Here is a 23,531-nt window from a genome sequence, read left to right as displayed (position 1 = left end):
CTCCGCGACCAGTGGCCCAGCGTGTGCGATGATTCGACGCAGAGTTAAAGACACAGGTCACGGGTGTGCCGGACGGCCGGCCGCCGGGGAGTCGTCGCGGGGGCGGGCATGCTGCGGGTGCACTTCACCGGAGAGGACCTGGTGCGCACCCGCGTCGCCGAGACCCCCGACCCCCTGTGGGAGACGGTGCTGAGCCTGCACATGCTCCGCGCCAGGTACGGGACGGCCGTCTTCGGCGAATGGCGCCTGCGGGTCCGTGCGGAACTCCGCCGCACCGGCCTGTCCGAGCCGGTCAAGGAGCTGCTGTTCCCGCTCACCCCGGACGCCGCGTACTTCCCCGACTTCATGACTCCGGCCGAGGGGCTGCTCGGGCTGGACGAGGGCATCGCCGCGGTGCTCGACACCCCCGCCCGCTCGCTGCGCGTCCAGATCGGGCGCCTGCGCTTCACCGACGGCGTCCCGCCTGCCATGCGGGCCCTCGCGGGCGGAGACCGTCCCGTCCTGGACGAGCTCGGCGACGCGCTGCGCGCCTACTACGCCGTCGCCCTGGAACCGTCCTGGCCCGACATCAGGGAACGCGCCGACGTCGACCTGGCCGCGCGCAGCGTCGAGCGGCGGACGGGCGGCGTCGGCGCGCTGCTCGGCGGGTTCTGGCCGATGATGCGGTGGCGCCCGCCCGTCCTGGAGATGCGCCATCCGCTCGACCGCGACCTGTACCTCGACGGCCGGGGGCTGGTGCTGGTCCCGTCCCGGTTCTGCTGGCACCGGCCGGTGCCGATCGCCGATCCGGGCCTGCCGCCGACGATCGTGTACCCGATGCGGCTGATGCCGGACTCCGTCGGCGCGGCGGGCGGTTCGATGACCCGGCTGCTCGGCGCCACCCGCGCCGAGGTGCTGCGCCGTACCGGCGGCGGCCGGACCACCGGCGAGCTGGCCCGCACCGTCGGCGTCTCCGCCGCCACCGCGAGCTGCCACGCGGCGGTGCTGCGCGAGGCCGGCCTGATCACCAGCCGGCGCAGCGCGAACAGCATGGTGCACGCCCTCACCGCGCTCGGCGCCGCGCTCGTCGGCGAGGAGCGCCGGACCCTGACGGACGGCTCGCACCGGAGCCCGGGTTGACTGGGCGCATGGAAATAGGCGTCAACATCCTCAACTTCGGCCCGCACGCCACCCCGGACGGCCTGGACGGCTGGGCGCGCTTCGCGGAGGACGCCGGCCTCGGGTTCGCGATGATCTCCGACCACGTGGCCGTCACCCCTGACGTGGCCGAGCAGTACCCGGCCCCCTTCTGGGACCCCTTCACCACCCTGGCGTGGCTGGCGGGCCGCACGTCGCGGATCCGGCTCGGCACCACCGTCACCGTGCTGCCGTACCGGCACCCCCTCCAGACGGCCCGCGTCACCGCCAACCTCGACCGGTTCAGCGGCGGGCGGCTGATCTTCGGTGTCGGCGTCGGCTGGTCGCGTGCGGAGTACGAGGCGCTCGGCGTCCCGTTCGAGCGGCGCGGCGCCCTGACCGACGAGTACCTCGACGTCGTCACCCGGGCCTGGACGGCCGACGAGCTGGAGTACGCGGGACACCGGGTCGCCACCGGCCCGCGTCCGGCCCAGACCCCGCGTCCGCCGGTCTGGGTCGGCGGCAACAGCCCGGCCGCGCTCCGCCGGGCCGTCCGCTTCGGGGACGCCTGGCACATACTGTTCGTCCCGCCGGACCGGCTGCGCGACGAGGGCCTGCCCGCACTCCGCGCCGCCGCCGACGCGTCCGGCCGCCCGGTCCCCGCGCTCGCCCCCCGCATCCAGCTCAATCTCACCGACGCGCCCCTGAACGAGGACCGCCCGCCCGGTCACGGCACCCTCGACCAGGTCCGCCGCGACGTCGAGGCCTACCGCGTGCTCGGCGCCACCCACCTGCTCCTCGACACCTACCTGGGCGACCCCGCCGCCCACCGCCCGCCCGCCCAGGACCAGGCCATGATCGCCGAACTCACCGCCACCCTCACCTGACCCTCCCGTCCCGGTCGCCGTCTCCGCTCGGCCAAGCCGCGCGGCCGGCCTCCCTCGAGTCCGGCCGAGGCCGCATAGGTGCGGGCGGAACGGGGATGAGCGGGCCGGGGAGAACAGGAGCGGCCAGGTGACGACGGCTGAGATGGAGAGCACGGCGCCCAAGGGTGAACGGGCGCCGTGGTTCGTGATCGTGCTGCGGGTGCTGGCCGTGGTGGCCGCGCTCGGGGCGCTCGGAGTGTTCTGCTACTGCGCGTTCCGGCTCACGCTGACACCGGTGGACGACAACGGGCAGGCGGGCGGCAACACCGATCCGGGGCGTTCGCTGCGCTTCTACTGGGGCGCGCCGCTCAAGGACGCGCTGTTGCAGCTCGGCGGAAACCTGGCACTGCTCGCGCCGCTCGGGGTGCTGCTACCCGTGGTGGCGGTCCGGTTGCGGGGGCCGCTGCGGCTGGTGGTGGTCGGCGCGCTGTCCTCGCTGGCGATCGAGCTCGTGCAGGGCCTGTTCGTGATGGGACGGGCGTTCGACGTGGACGACCTCATCCTGAACACGGCGGGCGTCCTGCTGGCCTATCTGCTCATCGGGCGACGGGTGTCGCGGATGGTACGGGGGAGTTAGGGCCTGTCTCGCGGCGCCTCGGCCGTCGCGCGAGCGCCTTACCTGGCCGGTGGGGCGATGCCGGAGGCGAGCCTCACCGGCCAGATCGCGAAGCGATGTCGCGCTCGCCGAAGCCAGGTCGGCGCCCGAGCCGCCAGGCGAGGAAGCCGGGCCGGGCTTTTGAGACACAGTCAGGACCTCGGCGTGAGGCGGAAGACGCGGAGGCGGCGGTCCACGCGCTCGACGTAGCGGTCGTAGACTGGCCACACCTTGAGCAGGCGGGGCCAGACCTCGGCGCGCTCGTCGTCGTCGAGCAGGCGCGCGGTGACCTGGGTGGTACGGCCCCGGAAGCCGACCTCGGCGTCGGGGTTCTTGAGCAGGTTGCCCGTCCAGGCGGGGTGCTTCTCCCGGCCGAAGTTGGAGCCGACCACGACCCACGAGCCGTCCGGTTCGGGCATGCAGGCGAGCGGCGCCTGGCGCGGCTGCCCGCTGACGGCGCCGGTGGTGGTCAGGACCAGGCTGGGGACGAGCGCCTGGCCGAGCATGAACCGGCCACCGGTGGCCTTGTGCAGCAGGCGGTCCAGCGGCGGCACGACCTTCGGTCCCACCCTGGAGAACCAGGCCGCGCCGGAGATGCGCTGGAAGAGCGGACCCAGGGTGCGCTGGACGAGGCTTGGCATCGGTGTCTCCTTGGTGGCGGGGGCGAGCCGTCCGGCCTTGCGCGGGTCGAGGTGGCCGGCCCCGGCCAGCCAGCGCAGCGAGTCGCTGACGGTCTCCTCGACCGGGCGCAGGGTGAGGCCGAGCGCCTCCAGGGCGGGACGGTCGTCGGTCGGCACGAGGGTGACCATGAACTCGGCGGCGTCGCGGGTGAGCGGGTAGTCGAAGCCGCGGACGCGCTTGGCGGCGTCCAGGACGCTGCCGAGCCCGAGCATGACCCGGCTCGGCACGGGGACGCGGCGGCACTTCACGCCGGTCAGCCGGTCGCACAGGTCGGCGAACCCCGGCCAGGTCAGGTAGTGGCCGCCGAGCACGTGCCGGCCGGTGCCGGTCTCGACGCAGCGCGCGAGCGCCTCGCCGAGGTCGCGGACGTCGAGCACCGAGACGCCGCCGCCGGGCAGCGGCCACAGCGTGCCGAGGGCGCCGGCCATGCCCTCCATGAGGGCGTCCAGGTGCGGCTGTTCGGGGCCGCAGACCCCGCCCGGGTAGACGATCGTGACGGGCGCCCCGCCGTCCTGGAGGCCGCGCACGTAGCGCTCGGCCGCGACCTTGGAACGGCCGTAGCCGGTGCGGGGCGAGGCGAGCGGCCCGGCCGCGGTGATCACCGGGGCGGACGGCGGGACGAACACGCCGATCGTCGACACGTGCACCACCCGGGACAGTCCGGCCGCCACGGCCTGGCCGACGACGTTGCGGGTGCCGCGCACGTTGGTCTCGACCAGGTCGCCGGCCGCGCCGGTGATGCCGAGCGCGGCGGCGGCGTGGATCGCGGCGTCGCATCCGTCGAGCGCGGCGGCGACGGCCGCGGCGTCGAGCATGTCGCCGGGGACCAGCTCGACCTCCTCGGCCGGGACGCCGATGGCGGCGAGGGCCTTGGTGGCCCTGCCGGGATCGCGGACCAGGGCGCGCGGCCGGTGCCCGGCGGCGAGCAGGGCGCGGACGGTGGAGGACCCGACGAAGCCGGACGCGCCGGTGAGGAAGACCCGCATGAAATCAAACTAGCGCTTGGTGTGGAATTCCGGAACCGCACCGGTCCTGCCCAGCGTATCCGTCCGCTCGGGCCGTCCCGGTGCCGGTCGGGGCGGACGGCGGGCGGCGTTTCGGTCATTCTGATATTGCCCGGCCCGATGACCGGCCGTTGACGGTGCTGGAACGCTCCAGCACACTCAGGGCTCACCCAACCGCCCACCGGGAGGGAACATGAGAATCGGACTGGCCGGTGCGGGACGCATCGGCGCGCGCCATGCCGCCGCACTGCGCCGGCTGCCCGAGGTCGAGACGCTCGTCATCGCCGACGCGGACGCCGCACGGGCGCACGCGCTGGCTGCCCGCCTCGCCGCCCCCGCCGCGGGCGCCCCGGATCCGGCGGGGGCGGTCGAGGCGGCCGGGTCGGTGCCGGAGCTGTTCGGCGCGGGGCTGGACGGCATCGTGATCGCCGCCGCGACCGACGCGCATGCGGACCTGGTCGACCGGAGTCTGACCGCCGGTATCGCGGTGTTCTGCGAGAAGCCGCTGGCGGCCGATTTGGGTGGAACGTTCCAGATCGTCGCCGCCGCGCGCGCGTCCGGGATCCCGGTGCAGGTCGGCTTCCAGCGCCGCTTCGACGCCGGCAACGCCGCGGCCCGCGAGGCCGTCGCGTCCGGGCGGCTCGGCTGGCTGCACACCGTCCGCTCGTGCAGCTTCGACCCGGCGCCGCCGCCGCCCGAGTACGTCCCGGTGTCCGGCGGGCTCTTCCGCGACTGCGTGATCCACGACCTGGACCTGATCCGGTTCGTCACCGGCCGGGAGGTGGACTGGGTGGTGGCCGCCGGCGCCAACCGGGGCGAGGACTTCTTCCGGGACGCCGGCGACGTCGACGCCGGCACGGCCATGCTGATGCTGGACGACGGCACCCTCGGGCTGGTGGCGGCGACCCGCTACAACGCCGCCGGGTACGACGCACGGCTGGAGCTGTTCGGGTCCAAGGACAGCGTCGTCGCGGGCCTGGACGAGCGCACCCCGGTGACGCCGCTGACCGGGCGGGAGGGCCCGTCCGACCCGTACGAGGGCTTCCTCGAGCGGTTCGCGGGCGCTTACGATGCGGAACTGCGGACGTTCATCGACGTGGTCGCGGGCCGGGCCGAGAACCCCTGCCCACCGGAGGAGGCGCTGGAGGCGTTCTACCTGGCCGAGGCGTGCGAGATGTCGCGGCGCGAGGGGCGGATCGTCGGCGCCGGAGAGGTGGAGCGATGAGACGCGCACGGGCCGGGGCCGGGTGGTGACGTACGACCTGATCACCATGGGCCGGGTGAGCGTGGACGTCTACCCACGCGAGGTCGGGGTGCCGCTGGAGGACGTGGAGACGTTCGGCAAGTACCTCGGCGGCAGCCCCACCAACGTCGCGGTCGCGGCGGCCCGCTACGGCCGTCGCGCCGCCGTGATCACCCGTACCGGCGACGACCCGTTCGGCCGGTTCGTGCACCGGGCGCTCGAGCGGTACGGGGTGGACGACCGGTTCGTCACGGCGGTGCCGGGACTGCCGACGCCGCTGGCGTTCTGCGAGATGTTCCCGCCGGACGACTTTCCGCTCTACTTCTACCGGTACCCGAAGGCCCCGGACCTGGAGATCGATCCCGGCGGGCTCGACCTCGACGCGATCCGCTCGGCGCGGATCCTGTGGGCGACGGTGACCGGGCTGTCGCAGGAGCCGAGCCGGGAGGCCACGCTGACCGCGCTGGCCGCGCATCCCGGCCGCACCATCCTCGATCTGGACCACCGGCCGATGCTGTGGGCCGACCCGGACGGGGCGCGGCACTGGGCGGGACTCGCGCTGGAGCACGCGAGCGTCGCGGTCGGCAATCTCGACGAGTGCGCGATGGCGGTGGGGGAGCGGCGCCCTGATGCCGCCGCGCGGGCGCTGCTGGAACGGGGCCCGGAGCTGGCGATCGTGAAGATGGGGCCGGACGGCGTCCTCGCCGCGACCGCCGGGCGCACCGTGCGGGTGCCGCCGGTGCCGGTGCGGGTGGTGAACGGGCTCGGCGCCGGGGACGCGTTCGGCGGGGCCGTCTGCCACGGGCTGCTCGCCGGCTGGGACCTGGAGCGGATCATCGCGTTCGCCGGGGCCGCCGGGGCGATCGTCGCCTCCCGGCTGGCCTGCGCCGACGCGATGCCGGACGAGGCCGAGGTCGCCGCGCTGCTGCGGGGCGGGCCGTGACGGCGGCCGGTGCGGCCGGGCCGCGTCCGGTAACGGGGGCGGCGGCAAAGACGATCAACGGGCTGCCGGTGTCACCGCATTCCGGGGGCGCCGCCGCGGCTCGCGCGGCGGCGGCTCCGGTCCCGCGACCCGGCCCACCCCCCTCGGGGAGAACGGAGAGCGTGCGATGCGACGAGGTACGGCCGAGCGGAGATCGTCCAGGGGCCTGCGGGCCCTCGCCGTGGCGGGGATCCTGGGGGGCGCGCTGGCCCTGAGCGCCTGTAGCTCGTCGGGCGGGAAGAAGTCCGAGGGCGGCGGCGACGGCGCGGGCCCCCGGCTGAAGATCGCGATGATCACCCACTCCGGGCCCGGCGACACGTTCTGGGACATCGTGCAGAAGGGCGCCCAGGCCGCCGCCGCCAAGGACAACGCCGAGTTCCTCTACTCGGCCGACCCGGACGGCGGCAAGCAGGCCCAGCTCGTCCAGGCCGCCATCGACAAGAAGGTGGACGGCATCGTGGTCACCTTCGCCAAGCCCGACGCGCTCAAGGACGTGGTGGCCCGCGCGACCGCCGCGAAGATCCCGGTGGTGTCGATCAACTCCGGCGCCGACGTCTCCGCCCGCTTCGGCGCGGTCGCGCACTTCGGGCAGGACGAGTCGATCGCGGGCGAGGCCGCCGGGCGCGAGCTGGCCCGGATCGGCGCGAAGAACGCGCTGTGCGTCGTCCACGAGCAGGGCAACGTGGGGCTCGAGGACCGCTGCGCGGGCGCCAAGAAGACGTTCGGCGGGAAGCTGGAGAACCTGTTCGTGCAGGGCACCAACATGCCGCAGGTCAAGTCGTCCATCACCGCCAAGCTCCAGGCCGACAAGGGCGTGGACGGCATCCTCACCCTCGGCGCGCCGTTCGCCGCGACCGCCGTCGACGCGGCGAAGGAGGCGGGCAGCCAGGCCAAGGTCGGCACGTTCGACATGAACAAGGACCTGATCGCCTCGATCAAGTCCGGGACCATCCGGTTCGCCGTCGACCAGCAGCCCTACCTCCAGGGCTACGGCGCCGTCGACGAGCTGTGGCTGCTGAAGACCAACGGCAACGTGATCGGCGGCGGGCGCCCGGTGCTGACCGGCCCGGCGATCGTCACCAAGGACAACGCCGCCTCGCTGGAGGCGTTCGCCGACCGCGGGACCCGCTGATGGGGCGGGCCGCCGCGGAGGCACTGCCCCCACCTCCCTCCCCGCCCCCGCCCCCTGCGCCGGACGAGCGGATGGCGCGCCGCTCTCCGGTGCGGCTGCTGCTCGGCCGTCCCGAACTCGGCGCGCTGCTCGGCGCCGTCGCGCTGTTCGCCTTCTTCTCCCTGGTCGCCGACGCGTTCCTCCAGGCCGGTTCGTTCTCGACGGTGCTGTACGCGGGGTCCACGTTCGGGATCATGGCGGTCGGCGTCTCGCTGCTGATGATCGGCGGCGAGTTCGACCTGTCCGCCGGGGTGATGGTCACCACCGCCGCGCTGATCGCGGCGCTGGTCAGCTACCAGTTCACCCTGAACGTGTGGGCGGGCGTGCTGGTCTCGCTGGTGCTCACGCTGGCGCTCGGGATGGTGAACGGGCTGCTCTACGTCAAGACCGGGCTGCCGAGCTTCATCATCACCCTCGCCACGTTCTTCATGCTGGCCGGTGCCAACCTCGGCGTCACCAAGGCCGTCACCGGCAACGTCGCCACCGACTCGGTCCGCGACATGGACGGCTTCGGCACCGCCCGCGCGGTGTTCGCGTCCGACGTGGACGTGCTCGGCGTCAACGTCAACGTCACCGTGTTCTGGTGGCTGGGGTTCGTCGCGATCGCCACCTGGATCCTGCTGCGCACCCGGATCGGCAACTGGATCTTCGCGGTGGGCGGTTCGGCGGACAGCGCCCGCGCGGTCGGCGTCCCGGTCGCGCGCACCAAGATCGGCCTGTTCATGGGGGTCGCGTTCTGCGGCTGGTTCTCCGGGATGCACCTGGTGTTCGCGTTCGCCACCGTCCAGTCGGGCGAGGGCGTCGGCAACGAGTTCTTCTACATCATCTGCGCGGTGATCGGCGGCTGCCTGCTGACCGGCGGGTACGGGTCGGCGATCGGCGCGGCGATCGGCGCGTTCATCTTCGGCATGACCAACAAGGGCATCGTGTACGCCGAATGGAACCCGGACTGGTTCAAGTTCTTCCTCGGCGCGATGCTGCTCATCGCCACCGTGGTCAACCTGGTCGTCCGGCGCAGAGTGGAGCGGTCGAAATGAGCGAGGCGCCGCTGATCCGGCTCTCCGGGGTCGGCAAGAACCACGGCTCGATCATCGCGCTGCGCGAGGTGTCGCTGGAGGTGGACGCGGGCGAGGTGCTGTGCGTGCTCGGCGACAACGGCGCCGGCAAGTCCACCCTCATCAAGATCATCGCGGGGCTGCACCGGCACGACGCCGGCGGCTACGAGGTGGCGGGCGAGCCGGTCTCGTTCGGCTCGCCCCGCGACGCCCTCGCCCGCGGCATCGCCACCGTCTACCAGGACCTCGCGGTGGTGCCGCTGATGCCCGTCTGGCGCAATTTCTTCCTCGGCTCGGAGAAGCGCAAGGGCCTCGGCCGGATGGACATCGACCACATGCGCCGCACCACCCGCGCCGAGCTGGGCGAGATGGGCATCGACCTGCGCGACGTCGACCAGCCCATCGGCACCCTGTCCGGCGGCGAGCGGCAGTGCGTCGCGATCGCCCGCGCCGTCCACTTCGGCGCCAGGGCCCTCATCCTGGACGAGCCGACCGCCGCCCTCGGCGTCAAGCAGGCCGGGACGGTGCTGCGCTACATCGTCCAGGCCCGGGAGCGGTCCCTCGCGGTCGTGTTCATCACCCACAACCCGCACCACGCCTACCCGGTCGGCGACCGCTTCCTCATCCTCAAGCGGGGCCGCAGCATCGGCTACCACCCCAAGGGCGAGATCACCCGGGACGAGCTGACCGCGCTCATGGCCGGCGGCGCCGAACTGGAGCAACTCGCCCACGAACTCCAGTCGACCCAGGACTCCGACGCCGGAGCCGCCGCCGCGACCGCCCTCACGAAGGAGGCCGAACGGCTCCGTCCCGCGGACTGACCCCCGTGACCGCGCAGGCGGAGACCGCGCGGAGCGCCATCAGAGCCAGGTGGCCTTCGCGAGGATCCCGGCGAGGTTCGGGGTGTTCCACTCGTCCACGATCAGGATGCCGGTCTTCGGCAGGAACCAGACGCGCTGCACGAACGTGGGCTTCCCGGTGTACTTGCCCGTGTAGTCCTTGCACGTCCGCCGCCACTCCCGGTACTCGGCCTGCTGCGACCCGACCGGCGTCTTCCGGCTGGCCAGCAGGACGTCGGGCCCGGTGATGCCGCCGTAGTGCGCGGCGTCGGGCGGGCACTCGTGGGAGATGTCCCCGGCCGGGTGGTAGGGCGAGTCCAGCTTGAAGGTCCCGGGCCGGCCCTCCGGCGGGTTGATCCGCTTCCGGTCGAGGAGGGCGAAGCTCGGGCAGTGGAGGGTGTAGGCGTAGCCCGGCTCCCCGGCGGGGTTGGGGGTGTCCGGGCCCCCGGTGCACTTGCCGGGCACGTCCACCCGGTAGCTCCCGCCGGGTTGGCCCGGCGGGTCCAGCAGCCTCTCGACCTTCCACGTCGCCGGTCCGGCGATGCGCATCGTGCCGAGCGTCATGGGCGTGCCGGCCGGCTGGACGGCGGCGGCCCGGCGCTGTTTCGCGTCGGGCTTGGTGGCCTGGTAGACGCCGAAGCCGCCCGCCGACGCGCCCACGATGGCGGTGCCGGCGATGGCGACGCCCGCCTTGGTGCCGATTGCGCCGAGGACCCCCGACGAGCCCGCGGCCGTCCCGCCGCCGCCCGCCGCGGCCCCGGCCGTGCCCGCTCCGGCGGTGCCCGCCCCAGCCGTGCCGGCCGTGCCCATCGTGCCCGCGGCGCCCGCTGTGCCCGCGGCGGCGGTTCCGGCCGCGGTCCCCACCGGGGCGAGGCCGGCGGCGGCGAGGGGGAAGAGGGCGGCGAGCGCGACGGCCGTCCCGGCCAGGACGCGCAGCCCCTGGGACTCCCAGTCGGGCCCGTAGCCCGCGCGCGCGGCGTCCTCCAGCTCGCCGACGAACACCGCCGCGCTGACCGGCCGGTCGTAGGGGTCTTTGGCCATGCCGCGGGCGACGAGCGCGCGCAGCGGCTCGGGGACCTCGCCCGACGGCACCGGGACGTTCAGGTGCCCGTTCATCAGCGCCGCCCGGTCGCCCGCCGCGAACGGCCGCCGCCCGGTCACCGCCTCGTAGAACACGCACGTCGCCGCGTACACGTCGGTGGCGGGCCCGGCGGGCTCGCCGCGCCACTGCTCGGGCGCCATGTAGACCGGGGTGCCCGAGCCCGCCGCCGCGCCCGCGGACGTCGCCACCCCGAAGTCGATCAGCTTGCTGCCGCCGTCGGCCGGCACGACGACGTTGGCGGGCTTGTAGTCGCGGTGCACGACCCCGACGGCGTGCGCGGCGGCGAGGCCGAGCAGCGAGCCCTTGAGGACGCTCAGCGCCGCCTCCGGCGCCAGCGCGCCGTGGCGGGCGAGGATCTCCTTGAAGGGGACGCCGTCGACGGCCTCCATGACGATGGCGATGCCGTCGGCGGTCTCGACGAGGCGGTAGAGGCGGGCGACGTGGGGGTCGTCGACCTGGCCGAGCATGTGCGCCTCCTGCCGGAAACGCTCGCGCGCGGCGGTGTCGGCGCCTCCCGGGAGGTATTTGATCGCGACGGGGGTGCCGCGTTCGGAGTGCCTGGCGAGGACGACGCGGCCCTGCGCGCCCCGCCCGAGTTCACGGACTTCGGTGAACCCCGAGATCTGCCAATCCGCCATGCCCGCTCCTCGCCCCGGTCCGATCCTGCGCCATTGTGACGCCATACGGGGCGAAATGGTTGGCCCCCCGGAAATCCGGTCACTCGTCGGCGGTGCGCACGGCGCGCGCGGCGAACGCGACGTCGGCGCACTCGTGCGCGCGGAGGGCGCGCAGCAGTGCCCGCCACCCGTCCGGCCAGCCCACGCGCGAGCCGTGCCGTTCGGCGAGGGCGCACGCGAACAGGCCCCCGGCGGCGTCGCCACGATCCGCGAGCCGGACGGCGTGCGGGAGGATCTCCTCCGGCGTGCTCCCCTCCCGTCCGAACGGATCCGCCGCGAGGGCCGCCGCGACGTGCTGGGCCGCCAGGACGCCGGTCGTCCGGTCGGCGAGGGCGTCCACGGCCCGCGCGGCGTCCGGCGCGTCCCAGCGCAGTGTCGCCGCGATCAGCTCGGCCGCCAGCGGCTCGGGCAGGTGCCCGTCCAGGGCGCGGACGGCGCGCTCGGCCCTGTCCCGGCCGGTGCTGGACGCGGCCCGTACGGCCCCGACCAGCGCGGCCAGCCGCTGGAGAGCGGGGAGGTCGCGTTCGGCGCCCGCGTCGGGCACAGCCGGCGCGGCACTCAGCGAGTCCGCCGCGGCGCGCAGCTCGGCGGCGCCGATGTCCCCCGCGGTGACGCAATAGACGAGGGAACTGAGCGCGGACCGCCAGGCGGACGTGCTGTCGAGGTCGGTGACGATCCCGGCCAGCACCGCGGGGACCTCCGGTGCCCAGGGCGCCCACGCCGGAAGCACCGGCAGCGCGGCGGCGCGGGCCTCGGCGTCGGACGAGCGCGCGACGCGCAGCACCAGCGCGGCGTAGCGGGCCCGGAACCGCTCCTCCACCTGGAGCGGGGGCACGCCGATCACCTGCCGGGCCAGGTCGCGCGGCCCGTCGGCGGCCTCGGTGAGGATCCGCTCGGCGGCCGGGTCGGCGAGCCGGTCGCGCATGGTCGAGACGATCGCCGCGCGCACGTCCGGATGCTGGCCCGCCGCGTCCCAGGCTCCCGCGACCAGGTCCATCGCGCCGGGGACGCGGTGCCGCACGAGCATCCGCAGCGCCTCCTTGCGCGCGGTGATCTTCCCGGTGGTGAGCAGCGGCGCGAGCGCCGCGCCCAGCGCGGACGGCGGGACGAACCGGGCGGCCCGCGTCGCCGCGTACACCGCGACGTGCGCGTCGTCGGACGACGCGTACGCCAGCAGGTCGGGCAGGACCTCCTGCGGGGAGGCGACCCACGACATGGCGGTGAGCGCGACGCGGCGCAGGTAGGCGTCGCCGGAGTCCAGGTAGGGGCGGAGCCGCGCGCCGCCCGCCCCCGGTACCGTCCCGACGGCGCGGACGGCCCGTCCGCGCTGGTCCTGCGCGGCACCGGTGCTCCCGGCGAGCCGGTCGAGCAGCGCGAGGTACTCCGCGCACTGCCGCCCCGTCCAGCGGAGCGTCCAGGACGGGTCGGCGATCGGCACGTACGTGACGTCCGAGCGCTGGAACCGTCCGGACGGAGTGCGCCCCGACAGCACCAGGTGCAGCAGGTCGGTGCGCTCGCGGGCGATCGCCGCGAACACCGCCGGGACGGCGACCGCCGACGGGTCCCGCTCCACCACCCGCGCCACCCGCTCACCGCGCGTGCCGGGGGGAGCGAGCCAGAGCCCGATCGCCCTCTTGAGCACGCCGTCGTCGCGGGCGTCCAGGGCGGCCTCCAGGGCGTCCTGGAGCTCGGGCACGCGAGCGGCGCGGCGGCGGCCGAGCGATTCGACGACCGTGAACACCAGCCGGTGGTCGTCGCGGGCCGCCCCCGACGCCAGGTGCGGTGCCAAGGCCCGCACCAGCCGGTGCTCCTGCCCGCGCCGCAGCGTCCGGCCGAGGTCGCCGAGCCCGGCCGAGCCCGTGTGCCCGACGAGCTTCTCGTACAGCTCCAGCGCGAACACCACCAGGTCGGCGTCGTCGCGCATCGCGCCCTGCCGGCAGAACATCGCCGCGATCCGCCCCAGCGTGTGCCGGGTGAGATACGAGCAGTCGCGGGCGTTCAGCGCGTCGTCGGCGAACTGGCCGACGGCCGCCGCGTGCTCCGGCCGCAGCAGGCTCTCCGGGACGGCCGCCAGCGCCCTGAACGCCTGGACGCGCACCGGGTCCTGGTCGTTGCGGAGCCGGCCCAGCGACTCCAGCATCCGGGTGAGGACCTCCGGGTCGCGGCTGCGCCCCGCGCACCCGATCAGCAGCCGGTAGCCGGTCGCGCGCTCGGTGGCGTCCGGCCTGCGGGCCACCGCGCCCAGCACGGGCAGGGCCTCGTCGTACGGCAGGAACGCCGTCGCCTCCCAGGACAGCCAGGGGGTCTCGGCGACCTCACGCAGCGCCAGCATCCGGCGCGCCTCACGCACGCGCGCGGCGTACGGCAGGACGTCCAGGAGGTCCTCGTCGAGCTGCTCGGTCGCCAGGTCGCGTCCGGCCATCGCCGCGTCGAAGACCTGTTCCCGGCGGCTCGGCGGGAACGTCGCCAGCAGCCGGAGGAGGATGTGGTCCTCGTCCTGGACGGCGCGCGCCACCGCCGCCGCGTCGTCGTCGCCGAGCCGGACGATCCGGTCCCGTATCCCCCGGCGCGCCAGCAGCCCGCCCAGTGTGCCCCGGTGGCCGGGAGCCAGCAGGAGCCGCAGCATCCGCTCCGGCTCGGCGTCCATCAGCACTCCCACCTTGGGCACCAGCGCGGCGGGGAGGTGCCCGGTGCCCGCGTGCCGCTCCAGCAGGCCGACGACCCGTCCCGGATCATGCCGCACGGCCGCCGCGACGCCCGGCGCGCGCGACCACCACCAGCTCTGGACGAGCGACTCGGACATCTCCGCGAGCCGCCGCTCGACGTAGTCGAGCAGCAGGCCGGGATGCGCGCGGCCGATCGCCTTCCAGTTGGGCACCGCGTGCGCGAGCCCGTCCAGCCGGGACCGCGCGCCGTCCTCCCCGCAGGCGGGCAGCAGCGCCGCCGCCTCGGTGTCGCCCCACCGCGCGGCCACCGCGTCGATGAGCGCCTCGGCCAGATCCGCGCGCCGGAACCGCCGGACCGCCTTGTACGCCGTGGCGCGCACCGCCGCGGGGGCGTCGTCCAGCAGCGCGCCGAACATCTCCACGCCGAGCCCGAGCCGGACGCCCAGCGTGATCGCCTGCGCGGCCAGTCGCGCGTCCGGGTCGCGGATCGCCCGAGCCACGTGGGCCAGCGACGCCGCGTCCCGCACCGCCGCCGCGATGAACAGCGCGAGCGATCGCTCGTAGTGGCCGCCCGCGGCCAGCCCGTCCAGCAGCTCCGCCAGCGCCGGATCGCCGGCCGACCCCCGCAGCTCCGCCAGCCTCCGGCAGCGTGCGTGGTACGGCAGGGGCTCGATCTCGGTCAGTAGCTCGTCGACGCGCATGGCGAGCCATCCTTCCCGATCATTCATCCTGGTTCATCCGGATTATCTGGCGCGCCGCGGCGCACACCAGCTCGACGGCCTTCTCGCTCGGCCGCGCCGAGCCGGGGCCCGAGCCGGGGACTCGCCGCCCGCCGAGCGGAGGAGGATTCTCATCCCGGGGTTGAGGAACATGTACAACCCCGGGGAAACGTATGACGGGCCACGCACAGCGATGACACACTCACAGCGACCACACGGTATGCACGGGCCGGCCGTCGGACTCGGACACTGCTGGGCGCATGACATCGCTGAACTCTCCCGCGAAGACCAATCTCCCCGTCGAACCCAACGCCTTCGTCGGCCGGGAACGCGACACGGCCGACATCCGCCGCCTGCTCGAATCGATGCGGGCCGTGACGCTCTGCGGCGCGGGCGGGATCGGCAAGACCAGGCTGGCCCGGCACGTCGCGCACTCGCTGCTCGGCGTCTACCCGGAGGGCGTCTGGTTCGTCGAGCTGGCCGACACCCCGCGGGACGGTCCGCCCGAGCCGGTCGCGCGGCGGGTCGCCGCCGTCCTCGGCGTCGCCGAGGAGGCCGTCCCCGGCGGGCTCGCCGCGGCCCTCGCCGAGGCGCTGCGGTCCCGGGCCGCGCTGCTCGTCCTGGATAATTGCGAGCACCTGGTCGCCGACTGCGCCGAGCTGACCGGCGCGCTGCTGGCCCGCTGCCCGCGGCTGCGGGTGCTGGCCACCAGCCGCGAGCCGCTGCGGACGGCGGGCGAGAACGTCTGGCGGGTGCCGCCGCTGGAGCCGCACGAGGCCGAGCGGCTGTTCGTCGAGCGGGCCGCCGCGGTGCGTCCCGGCTTCGCCGCCGCCGGTGCGGGCACCGCCGTCGCCGAGGTCAGCCGGGCCCTCGACGGGGTGCCGCTGGCGCTGGAACTGGCCGCCGCGCGGATCCGGGTGATGTCGGTCGAGCAGATCGCGCGCCGGCTGACCGACCGGTTCCGGCTGCTCAACGCGGGCGACCGCAACGCGCCGCTCCGGCAGCGCACGCTGCGCGCGGCGATCGACTGGAGCCACGACCTTCTGGACGACGACGAGCGCACGCTCCTGCGGCGCCTGTCGGTCTTCGCCGGCTGGACGCTGGAGCAGGCCGAGCACGTCTGCTCCGACAGCGGCCCGGACGGCGAGCCGCTCGACGCCCTCGACCGCCCCCGCGGGCCCGGCGGGCCCGGCGACGCGCCCGGCGGCGGGACGCGGGCCGTGCTGGGCGGGCTCGCCGCCGACGCCGTGCTCGACCTGCTCACCGCGCTGGTCGACAAGTCGCTGGTGGTGGTCGGCGGGGAGGTCGCCGGCGAGGTGCGGTTCCGGCAGCTCGACAGCATCCGGCAGTACGCCGCCGAACGGCTGGGCGCGGCGGGCGAGGCCGAGGAGTTCCGCCGCGGGCACCGCGACGCGGTGCTGGAGGCGGCCGAGCGGCACGGCGAGATCGCCGTCGTCGAGAGCCCGGCGTCCTGGGCCGAACGGGTCGAGCTGTTCCACCGCTACGACGCCGAGCTCGGCAACGTCCGCGCCGCGCTCGCCTGGTCGCTGGACCGCGGCGAGATCGAAGAGGGCCTGCGGATCTGCACGGCGCTGCGCACCTTCTGGATCGTGCGCGGCCGGGTCGCCGAATGGGAGGAGTGGACCGACCGGTTCCTCACCCTCGGCATGGGTCTGCCCGCGTACGTGCTCGGGCCCGCGCTCGCCGGCCGCGCCCAGCTCGCCGTCGGCGGGCGCGACTTCGCGCGGGCGGGCGAGTTCGCCGAGCGGGCGCTCGACCCGTGCCGCAAGGCCGGCGACGACTTCATGGCCGCGACCGCGCTGATCACCGTGGCCGAGTCGCACACCCGCGCCGGACGGTTCGCCGAGGCCGCCGTCCGGCTCGACGAGGCCGACGCGATCGCGGCGGACCCCGGCCAGGAGTGGAACCGCGCCTACGCGCTGACCGCGCGCGGCTACCTGCTGATCCGCCTCAACCGGCTGCGGGAGGCGCGCGAGCGGCTGGAGTCCGGCCTGCTGATCATGCGGGAGATCGGCCAGCTCTGGGGCGCCTCGCACGCGCTGATCGGCCTCGGCCGGCTGGCCGAGCTGCGCGGCGACCCGGCCGCCGCGCGCGGCCACTACGCCGAGGCGCTGCCGATCCTCGCCGAGATCGAGGCGCGGCCGGAGATGGCGCGGGCGCTGGCCGGCGTCGGGCGGGTCGCGCTCGAGCAGGGCGACCCGGGCGCGGCCCGCGAGGCGCTGTCGCGGAGCCTCGGGCTGAGCCGCTCCACCGGCGTCCGGCTCGATGTGGCGCGCGCGCTGGAGGTGTTCGCCGAGCTGGTCGCGCGGGAGGGCGATCCGCACGGCGCGGTGCTGCTGGCCGGCGCCGCGTCCGCGCTCCGCGAGGCCGGTGGCAGGCAGCCGGGCACCGGCGCCCGCCTCGAACGCACCCTGGAACCGATCCGCAGGAGGCTCGGCCGGCCCCTCGTCGCGCAGCTCTGGGGCGAGGGCAGGGCGCTGCCGCCCGACGACGCGGCGGCGTACGCGCTGCGCGTGCCCGGGCCCGGATCCGTCCCGGCGCCCCGCGAGGCCGGCGGGACGGGCACGTCGGGCCGCCCCGGGCGCGAGCGTCCGGGCAGGGCCTTCGGCCGCACGGCCGGGGAGCGCGCGGAGCACGACCCCGCCGCGCCGGGCCCCGGGCCGGTCCCCGAACCGCGACGGGACGGCGAACCCGGCCGGGCGCACGGGGCGGACGCCGCACCGGGCCGGGCGGAGCGGCGCGGCGCGGCGCGGGCGGTCACGCCCGTCACGCCGCCGACGACGCTGACCGCGCGGGAGCGCGAGATCGCCCGGCTGATCGCCCGCGGCCTCAGTAACCGGGGGATCGCCGGCGAGCTGGTCATCAGCCCGGCTACCGTGGCCCGGCACGTGACCAACATCCTCACCAAGCTCGGCTTCGGCTCGCGGGCCCAGGTCGCCGTCTGGGCGGTCGACAACCTGTCCGCCGAGTCCCCGGACGCGGGCTGAGACCGTTGCCGAGCCGGGGTGTGTACACATGCCGAGGCCCCGGCGGACGCATCGGTCGTCCGCCGGATACGACCCCGGTTGCGCAGTACGGCGCATGTGCGGCACGGCCCGGTCGTCCTACCGTCGGAGCATGATCTCCATCGGTGTGGACGCGGCGGCCGTGATCCCGGCGGTCACCGTGTCCCGAGCGGTCTTCGGGGCCCAGGACGTGACCGCGGGCGCGGGCGACGGGCGCGACGGCAGGGCGGCGGTGCTGGACGCGACGACCGGGCGCGCCCTGACGTACGCGGACCTGGCGGCGGCGGTCGGGGCCGCTGCCGCCGGGCTCGCTCGGGAGGGGGTGCGGCCGGGCACGGTCGTCGCGCTGCACCTGCCCGACAGCCCCGAGTTCGCCATCGCCCTGCACGCGGTCATCGCGGCCGGGGCGGTGCCGTTCCCGGTACGGGCCACCGTGCCCGCCGCCGAGCTGGCGCGGCTGCTGGAGTCCACCGGCGCCCGCGTCCTGATCACCTGGCCGGTGCTGCTCGACACCGCCGCGCAGGCGGCCACGGCCGCGGGCGTCGGCCGGGTCTACTGCTTCGGCGCCGAACCCGACGTGACGCCGTTCTCCGCGCTGCTGGACGGCGGCGCCGCGCCCGACGTGCCGCTCGACCCCGCGCGCGACACGGCGCTGCTCACCAGCACCCGCGGCCTGACCGGCCCGTCCCGCCCGGTCCGGCTCACCCACGCCGAGGTGGTCGCCGGGCTCGTCCGGGTCGTCGAGGGGGGCATGCTCGGCAGCGGCGACGTGGTGCTGTCCGCGCTGCCGTTCTCCGACGCGCTCGGCCTGAACGGGGCGCTGAACCCCGCGCTGCGGCTCGGCGCGACCGTCGTCGCCCTCGCCGGGGCGGGCCGGCACGACCTGCTGCGCGCCCTCCAGGACCACCGGGTGACCGTGGCCGTGCTGCCGCCGCGGCTGGTGGAGGCCCTCGCCTACGACCGCGCGGTGCCCCGCTACCACCTGCGGTCGCTGCGCGCGATCGTGTCGGCGGGCGGGCCGCTCGACGTCGAGGCCGCGCGCGCGTGCGCGGCGCGCCTCGGCTGCCCGGTCCGGCAGGCGTACGGGCTGGCCGAGGCCGCCGGGCTCACCCACCTGAACCTGCGGGCCGCCGAGGAGGGCACCCTCGACTCGGTCGGACGGGAGCTGCCCGGCGTGCGCGGGCGGGTGGTGTCCGCGCGCACGGGCACCGCCCAGCCCGCCTACCAGCCGGGCGAGTTGTGCGTCCGGCTCCCGGCCGCCGGCGCCGGGGCCGTCCCGGCCCGCTGGCTGCCGACCGGCGACGCCGCCTTCGCCGACGAGCACGGCCGGGTCTACGTCCTCGGCCGGCTGGACGGGCGCAGCCCCGAGCCGCCCGCCGAGCCCGAGACGGTGCTGACCGGGCATCCGGCGGTCGCGGACGTCGCGGTCGCGCCGGCCCCCGACCTGAGCCTCGGGCTCGCCCCGCACGCCTTCGTGGTGCTCGGCGGGCGGGCCGGGCCGGACGAGCTCCTCACCTACGTCAACGCGCACGTGCCGCCGTACCGGCAGGTCCTCGCCGTGCACGTGGTGGATCTCATCCCGCGCTCGCCCGCCGGGCGGGTCCGGCGCCGGGCCCTGCTGGAGCGGGCCGACCTCGTGCCGTGAGCTACACATGGCTCTACATACTTCTGCGGATGTGGCGCTCCGTGCGCGCGGCGTACCGTCGGCGCATGATCGACGGAGACTCCGGCCCGCTGGCCGTTTCCGACATATCGGTGACCGAGGTCGTCCTCGCGGCGGCCCGGGGCCACGCGCTGCGCCGGGGGGACCGCCCGGCGCTGATCGATCCCGGCCGCGAGCTGGGCTTCGCCCGGTTCGCCGCGACGGTCCCGGCCGCCGCGTCCGGGCTGCGCCGACTCGGCGTGCGCGCGGGCGACGTGGCCGCCGTCCACCTGACCGGGGCGGGCGACCTGGCGCTCGCCGTGCACGCGCTCACCGCGGCGGGCGCGGTGCCGATGCCGCTGCCGCCGGACGGCGCGGTCGACGACCTGGCCGTGATGATGACCGAGTCGGGCGCGCGGTTCCTGCTCACCGCGGGGGAGACCGGCCCGGACGGGGTGTCCGGGCCGGCCGCCGCGTCGCTCGCCGCGACCGAGCGGTCCTACGTCCGGCAGGTCTTCTCGTTCGGCGACGTCCCGGCCGCGACGCCGTTCGGCCGGCTGGTGCAGGCGGGCGCGTCCGCCGGGCCCGCCGGGACGTTCCCGATGCCGTCCCCCGACCCGCTGCGCGACCTGGCGCTGCGGCTGAGCGGCCCGGTCGAGGAGATCACCCACGCCGACCGGCTCGCCGACCTCTACCACCTCGGCGGGACGGTCGGCATCGCCGAGGGCGACGTGCTGGTCTGCTGCGGCCTGGACTGCGCGGCGCCGACGTGGATCGGGCTCGTGGACCTGTGCCTCACCCAGGGCGCCACCTTCGCCGGGGTGCCCGGCCAGGACGCCGCGGCTCTGCTCGACGCGATCAGGCGGCACCGCGCGACGGCGGCGGTCGTCACGCCCGCCAAGCTCCGCGCGCTGACCTTCGACCACGGTTCGGTGGCGGTGCCGGGCGTGCGGCTGCTGGTGACCGGGACGCCGTCACCGGAGGTCGTCCAGGCGTGCCGGGTCAGGCACGGCTGGACGGTCTCGGCCCTCGGCTGACCCCCGCCCGGCCCGGCCCGGCCCGGCCCGGGGCGGGGTGGACGCGGTGGCGGTCACACGCCGACCTCCGCGGGCAGCGCCGGGACGCTGGCGACGGTCGGGTGCGAACCCCGCGCCGTCCGGGACGGGTCAGGCGGGACGGGGGATGGACTTGTGCTCCAGGTAGGCGGCCAGGCCCTCGGGACCGAGCTCGCGCCCGAGGCCGCTGTCCTTGTAGCCGCCGAACGGGGTGTTGGGATCGAGGCTGTACAGGTTGACGCCGCAGCTTCCGGTGCGGATCTGCCGGGCGACCTGAACGCCGTGCTCGACGTCGCCGGTCCACACCGAGCCGCCGAGCCCGTAGTCGCTGTCGTTGGCGATCCGGACGGCGTCCGCCTCGTCCTCGTAGGGGATCAGCGCCAGCACCGGCCCGAAGATCTCCTCGCGGGCGATCCGCATGTCGTTGCCGACGTTGCCGAACACCGTCGGCGCCACGTACCAGCCGCGGTCGTGCGGGCGGTCCAGCCCGCCGGTGATGACCTTGGCGCCCTCGTCCTGGCCGATCCGGATGTAGCCCTCCACCCGCTCCCGCTGCCGGGCGCTGACCAGCGGGCCGATCTCGGTGCCGTAGTCGGCCGGGTCGCCCACGCCGAGCCCCCCGACCATGGCGGCCAGCGCATCGGCGACCTCGTCGTAGCGGCTGCGCGGCGCCAGGATGCGGGTCTGCGCCGCGCACGCCTCGCCGTTGTTCATCAGCGAGGCCAGCTTGAAGCCCTCCATCGTGGCGGCGAGGTCGGCGTCCTCCAGGATGATCGCCGCGGACTTGCCGCCGAGCTCCAGCGTGACCCGCTTGAGCTGCTCGCCGCAGACCGCGCCGATCTTGCGGCCGGCGGCGGTGGACCCGGTGAAGGACACCTTGTCGACGCCGGGGTGGGCGACCAGGTGCGCGCCGACCTCGCGGCCGGCGGCGACGAAGTTGACCACGCCGTCCGGGACGCCCGCCTCCCTGATCCACTCGGCCAGCAGGTAGGTGTCCAGCGGCGTCTCGGGGGACGGCTTGGCCACCACCGTGCAGCCGGCGATCAGCGCCGGCGCCAGCTTGAGCATCAGGGTGAACTGGGGGACGTTCCACGGCACGATCGCCGCGACGACCCCGACCGGCTCCTGGGTCACCGTGACCGGCCCGAGCATGCCCTGGCGCTCCTCCTCCCAGGTGTGCGAGGCGGCGAGGTCGACGTAGTACTGGAGAACCATCTGCGGGATCGCGGCCTGCCCGAACACCGAGAACAGGATCGGCGACCCCATCTCGGCGGTGACCAGGTCGGCCATCTCCTGCTGCCGCTCGGCGTAGATCGCCGACAGCCGGCCGAGGACCTCCGCGCGCTCGGCGGGGGTCATCCGGGGCCAGGGGCCGTGGTCGAAGGCCCGCCGGGCCGCCGCCACGGCCGCGTCGATGTCGGCCTCGGTGCCCTCGGGCACCCGGCCGATGACCTCCTCGGTGTGCGGGGAGACGACCTCGATGGTGCCGGTGCCGGCCGGTGCGGCCCACTCGCCGCCGATGAACAGCCGATCGTGCTCGCGCATGCTGCTGTGCCTCCTGCCCGAGGGTCCCGACGTCGCGGGATGATTTTGACCGAATGCTTGCTTGGCTGTCAGCATCCCATGGCGCCCCCCGGAATTGGCAAGGGTGATGAGACGTGAGTCTCAACGGCCCGCCGCCCGCACCGCCCCGCTCCGGCTAGCCGCCCGGCCCCAGACGGTCCGGACGATCCGGGTGATCAAGCAGGTCCGGGCGGTCCGGACGGTCCGGACTGTCTGGACGGTCGACCAGGTGGGCGTTGGGCTCGCGGGCCCGCCGCGCCAGCACGGGCAGCTCGACGACCTCGAGGCCCGCCGCCAGCAGCCGTTCGGCGCCCGTCCCCTCGACGAACAGCGACGGCTCGCGCCAGGCGAACACCACCCGCGCCGCGCCCGCCGCGATGACCAGCTCGGCGCAGCCGCGCGGGCGCGACCCGCGCCGGTCGCACGGCTCGAGCGAGCTGTAGACGGTGGCGCCGGGCACCCGCTCGGGCGCCTTGGCCAGGGCGGACTCCTCGGCGTGGTCGCGTGGGTCGCGCTCCCGGGAGAACCCGCGCGCGATCTCGCGGCCGTCCGGGCCGACGATCACCGCGCCGACCGAGAACGCCGTCTCCGACGGCGGGCACAGCCGCGCGAGGTCGCACGCCAGGTCCAGCCAGCCCAGGTCATCCACGCGCGCCGCCGGCCAGGTAGCGCAGCAGCACCAGGTCGCCGATCCGGGTCGCCTCGTCCAGCCGCATCGGCCGCTCCGGGCTCTGCGGGAACACCCCCGGGCCGACGAAGCGCGGCGCCGACGGGTCGCCGATGAAGAACGGCGCCACGACCAGGTGCAGCTCGTCGACCAGGCCGGCGGTCAGGAACCGGGTGTGCATGCCGCCGCCGCCCTCGACCATCAGCCGCCGGACGCTCCGCGCGGACAGGTCGGCGAGCACGGCGGGCAGGCTCACCGGGTCGCCCGCGTCGACCACCTCGGCCCGGTCGCCTAGCCGGGCCGCCAGCCCCGCCGCGGTGCCGGGGAGGGTGTAGACGAGCTTGCGCGCCTCGCCCGTGGTGAAGAACCTCGCCTCGGGATCGAGGTCGCCGCTCCAGGTCAGCGTCACCTTCGCCGGGTCGCCGGGCTGCCCGCGCGCGATCCGCCGCTCGCGCCGAGCCGGCGAGCGCAGCAGCAGCCTCGGGTCGTCGGCGCGCACGGTGCCCGCCCCGACGAGGATCGCGTCGCACGCCGCGCGCACCCCGTCCACTCGGTCGAAGTCGGCGGGACTGGACAGCCGCAGCCGCTCGGGGGTCGCGTCGTCGATGTAGCCGTCCACCGACATCGCGCAGCTCAGCAGCACATAGGGACGCTCGCTCACGCCGCCACTTTAGGGGCATCGGCACGGCGCCGTCCCGCCCGTCCGGGCACCGGGCCGCGGACCGGCTCCGGCGGGCGTCCGCGGCGGGTTCGAGAGATCCTTTGTGGCGACTCGGCGTTTCTGCGCCGGATGTGTCGGAGG

General features: G+C 75.5%; 17 protein-coding genes. 11 read left to right on the top strand and 6 right to left on the bottom strand.

The annotated features are described in order from the left end of the window. Positions 1–108: 108 nt before the first annotated feature. The 3 genes from QP090_RS21275 to QP090_RS21265 all read left to right on the top strand — a co-directional run bounded on the left by QP090_RS21275 (position 109) and on the right by QP090_RS21265 (position 2,619). Positions 109–1,119: a helix-turn-helix domain-containing protein gene (locus tag QP090_RS21275; RefSeq protein WP_285940873.1), complete on the top strand. Its 1,011-nt coding sequence runs from the start codon at positions 109–111 to the stop codon at positions 1,117–1,119. Between the two features lie 8 nt (positions 1,120–1,127). Further along, a complete protein-coding gene (locus QP090_RS21270) occupies positions 1,128–2,003 on the top strand; it encodes a TIGR03619 family F420-dependent LLM class oxidoreductase (protein ID WP_285940872.1) in 876 nt (291 codons plus the stop codon). A gap of 127 nt (positions 2,004–2,130) precedes the next feature. Continuing rightward, positions 2,131–2,619 carry a VanZ family protein gene (locus QP090_RS21265; RefSeq protein WP_285940871.1) on the top strand — a complete coding sequence of 163 codons (489 nt, stop codon included), beginning with the start codon at positions 2,131–2,133 and terminating at the stop codon, positions 2,617–2,619. 170 nt (positions 2,620–2,789) lie between these two features. Here QP090_RS21265 and QP090_RS21260 read toward each other — a convergent pair whose 3' ends face one another. Then, on the bottom strand, positions 2,790–4,304 hold the full coding sequence (locus QP090_RS21260) for a nitroreductase family deazaflavin-dependent oxidoreductase (RefSeq protein ID WP_285940870.1): 1,515 nt from the start codon (positions 4,302–4,304) through the stop codon (positions 2,790–2,792). A gap of 211 nt (positions 4,305–4,515) precedes the next feature. On the opposite strand from QP090_RS21260, the gene QP090_RS21255 reads away from it, so the two are divergent. The 5 genes from QP090_RS21255 (at position 4,516) to QP090_RS21235 (ending at position 9,594) form a co-directional block, all read left to right on the top strand. Then, positions 4,516–5,547 (top strand): Gfo/Idh/MocA family protein, encoded by a 1,032-nt coding sequence (locus tag QP090_RS21255; protein WP_285940869.1) that lies wholly within the window; start codon positions 4,516–4,518, stop codon positions 5,545–5,547. Between the two features lie 25 nt (positions 5,548–5,572). Further along, positions 5,573–6,508: a 5-dehydro-2-deoxygluconokinase gene (gene iolC / locus QP090_RS21250; protein WP_432763062.1), complete on the top strand. Its 936-nt coding sequence runs from the start codon at positions 5,573–5,575 to the stop codon at positions 6,506–6,508. Positions 6,509–6,674: 166 nt separating this feature from the next. Continuing rightward, positions 6,675–7,679, top strand: coding sequence for a sugar ABC transporter substrate-binding protein (locus QP090_RS21245; protein ID WP_285940868.1), 1,005 nt, complete (start codon positions 6,675–6,677; stop codon positions 7,677–7,679). Between the two features lie 71 nt (positions 7,680–7,750). Continuing rightward, a complete protein-coding gene (locus tag QP090_RS21240; RefSeq protein ID WP_285940867.1) occupies positions 7,751–8,755 on the top strand; it encodes an ABC transporter permease in 1,005 nt (334 codons plus the stop codon). Then, complete coding sequence (locus QP090_RS21235; protein ID WP_285940866.1) at positions 8,752–9,594, top strand: ATP-binding cassette domain-containing protein; 843 nt, start codon at positions 8,752–8,754, stop codon at positions 9,592–9,594. The genes QP090_RS21240 and QP090_RS21235 overlap by 4 nt, the downstream gene beginning before the upstream one ends. Before the next feature lie 39 nt (positions 9,595–9,633). On the opposite strand, the gene QP090_RS21230 is transcribed toward QP090_RS21235, so the two are convergent. Together QP090_RS21230 and QP090_RS21225 are read right to left on the bottom strand one after the other, a co-directional pair. Continuing rightward, positions 9,634–11,352 carry a serine/threonine-protein kinase gene (locus QP090_RS21230; RefSeq protein WP_285940865.1) on the bottom strand — a complete coding sequence of 573 codons (1,719 nt, stop codon included), beginning with the start codon at positions 11,350–11,352 and terminating at the stop codon, positions 9,634–9,636. A gap of 79 nt (positions 11,353–11,431) precedes the next feature. Next, positions 11,432–14,758 (bottom strand): hypothetical protein, encoded by a 3,327-nt coding sequence (locus tag QP090_RS21225; protein ID WP_285940864.1) that lies wholly within the window; start codon positions 14,756–14,758, stop codon positions 11,432–11,434. 278 nt (positions 14,759–15,036) lie between these two features. Between QP090_RS21225 and QP090_RS21220 the strand changes: the two genes are divergently transcribed. From QP090_RS21220 to QP090_RS21210, 3 genes are all read left to right on the top strand, one after another. Further along, the gene (locus tag QP090_RS21220; RefSeq protein ID WP_285940863.1) at positions 15,037–17,784 is read left to right on the top strand and encodes a LuxR C-terminal-related transcriptional regulator; all 2,748 of its coding nucleotides are present in this window, start codon (positions 15,037–15,039) and stop codon (positions 17,782–17,784) included. Between the two features lie 130 nt (positions 17,785–17,914). Continuing rightward, a complete protein-coding gene (locus QP090_RS21215) occupies positions 17,915–19,447 on the top strand; it encodes an AMP-binding protein (protein WP_285940862.1) in 1,533 nt (510 codons plus the stop codon). 65 nt (positions 19,448–19,512) lie between these two features. Beyond that, entirely contained in the window at positions 19,513–20,481 is a 969-nt protein-coding gene (locus QP090_RS21210) for an AMP-binding protein (protein ID WP_285940861.1), read from the top strand. A 129-nt stretch (positions 20,482–20,610) separates the two neighbouring features. Here the strand turns inward: QP090_RS21210 and QP090_RS21205 are convergent, their stop codons facing one another. From QP090_RS21205 to QP090_RS21195, 3 genes are all read right to left on the bottom strand, one after another. Beyond that, positions 20,611–22,044, bottom strand: a complete 1,434-nt coding sequence (locus QP090_RS21205; RefSeq protein ID WP_285940860.1) for an aldehyde dehydrogenase — start codon at positions 22,042–22,044, stop codon at positions 20,611–20,613. A 154-nt stretch (positions 22,045–22,198) separates the two neighbouring features. After that, entirely contained in the window at positions 22,199–22,711 is a 513-nt protein-coding gene (locus QP090_RS21200; protein WP_285940859.1) for a cytidine/deoxycytidylate deaminase family protein, read from the bottom strand. Continuing rightward, positions 22,704–23,390: a RibD family protein gene (locus tag QP090_RS21195; protein ID WP_285940858.1), complete on the bottom strand. Its 687-nt coding sequence runs from the start codon at positions 23,388–23,390 to the stop codon at positions 22,704–22,706. The genes QP090_RS21200 and QP090_RS21195 overlap by 8 nt, the downstream gene beginning before the upstream one ends. Between the last annotated feature and the right edge of the window lie 141 nt (positions 23,391–23,531).

It is taken from the genome of Actinomadura xylanilytica, assembly GCF_030283145.1.
GTDB classification, from domain to species: domain Bacteria; phylum Actinomycetota; class Actinomycetes; order Streptosporangiales; family Streptosporangiaceae; genus Spirillospora; species Spirillospora xylanilytica.
Note: the sequence above shows the minus strand (reverse complement) of the source record. Positions and strands in the feature narration are given on the sequence as shown.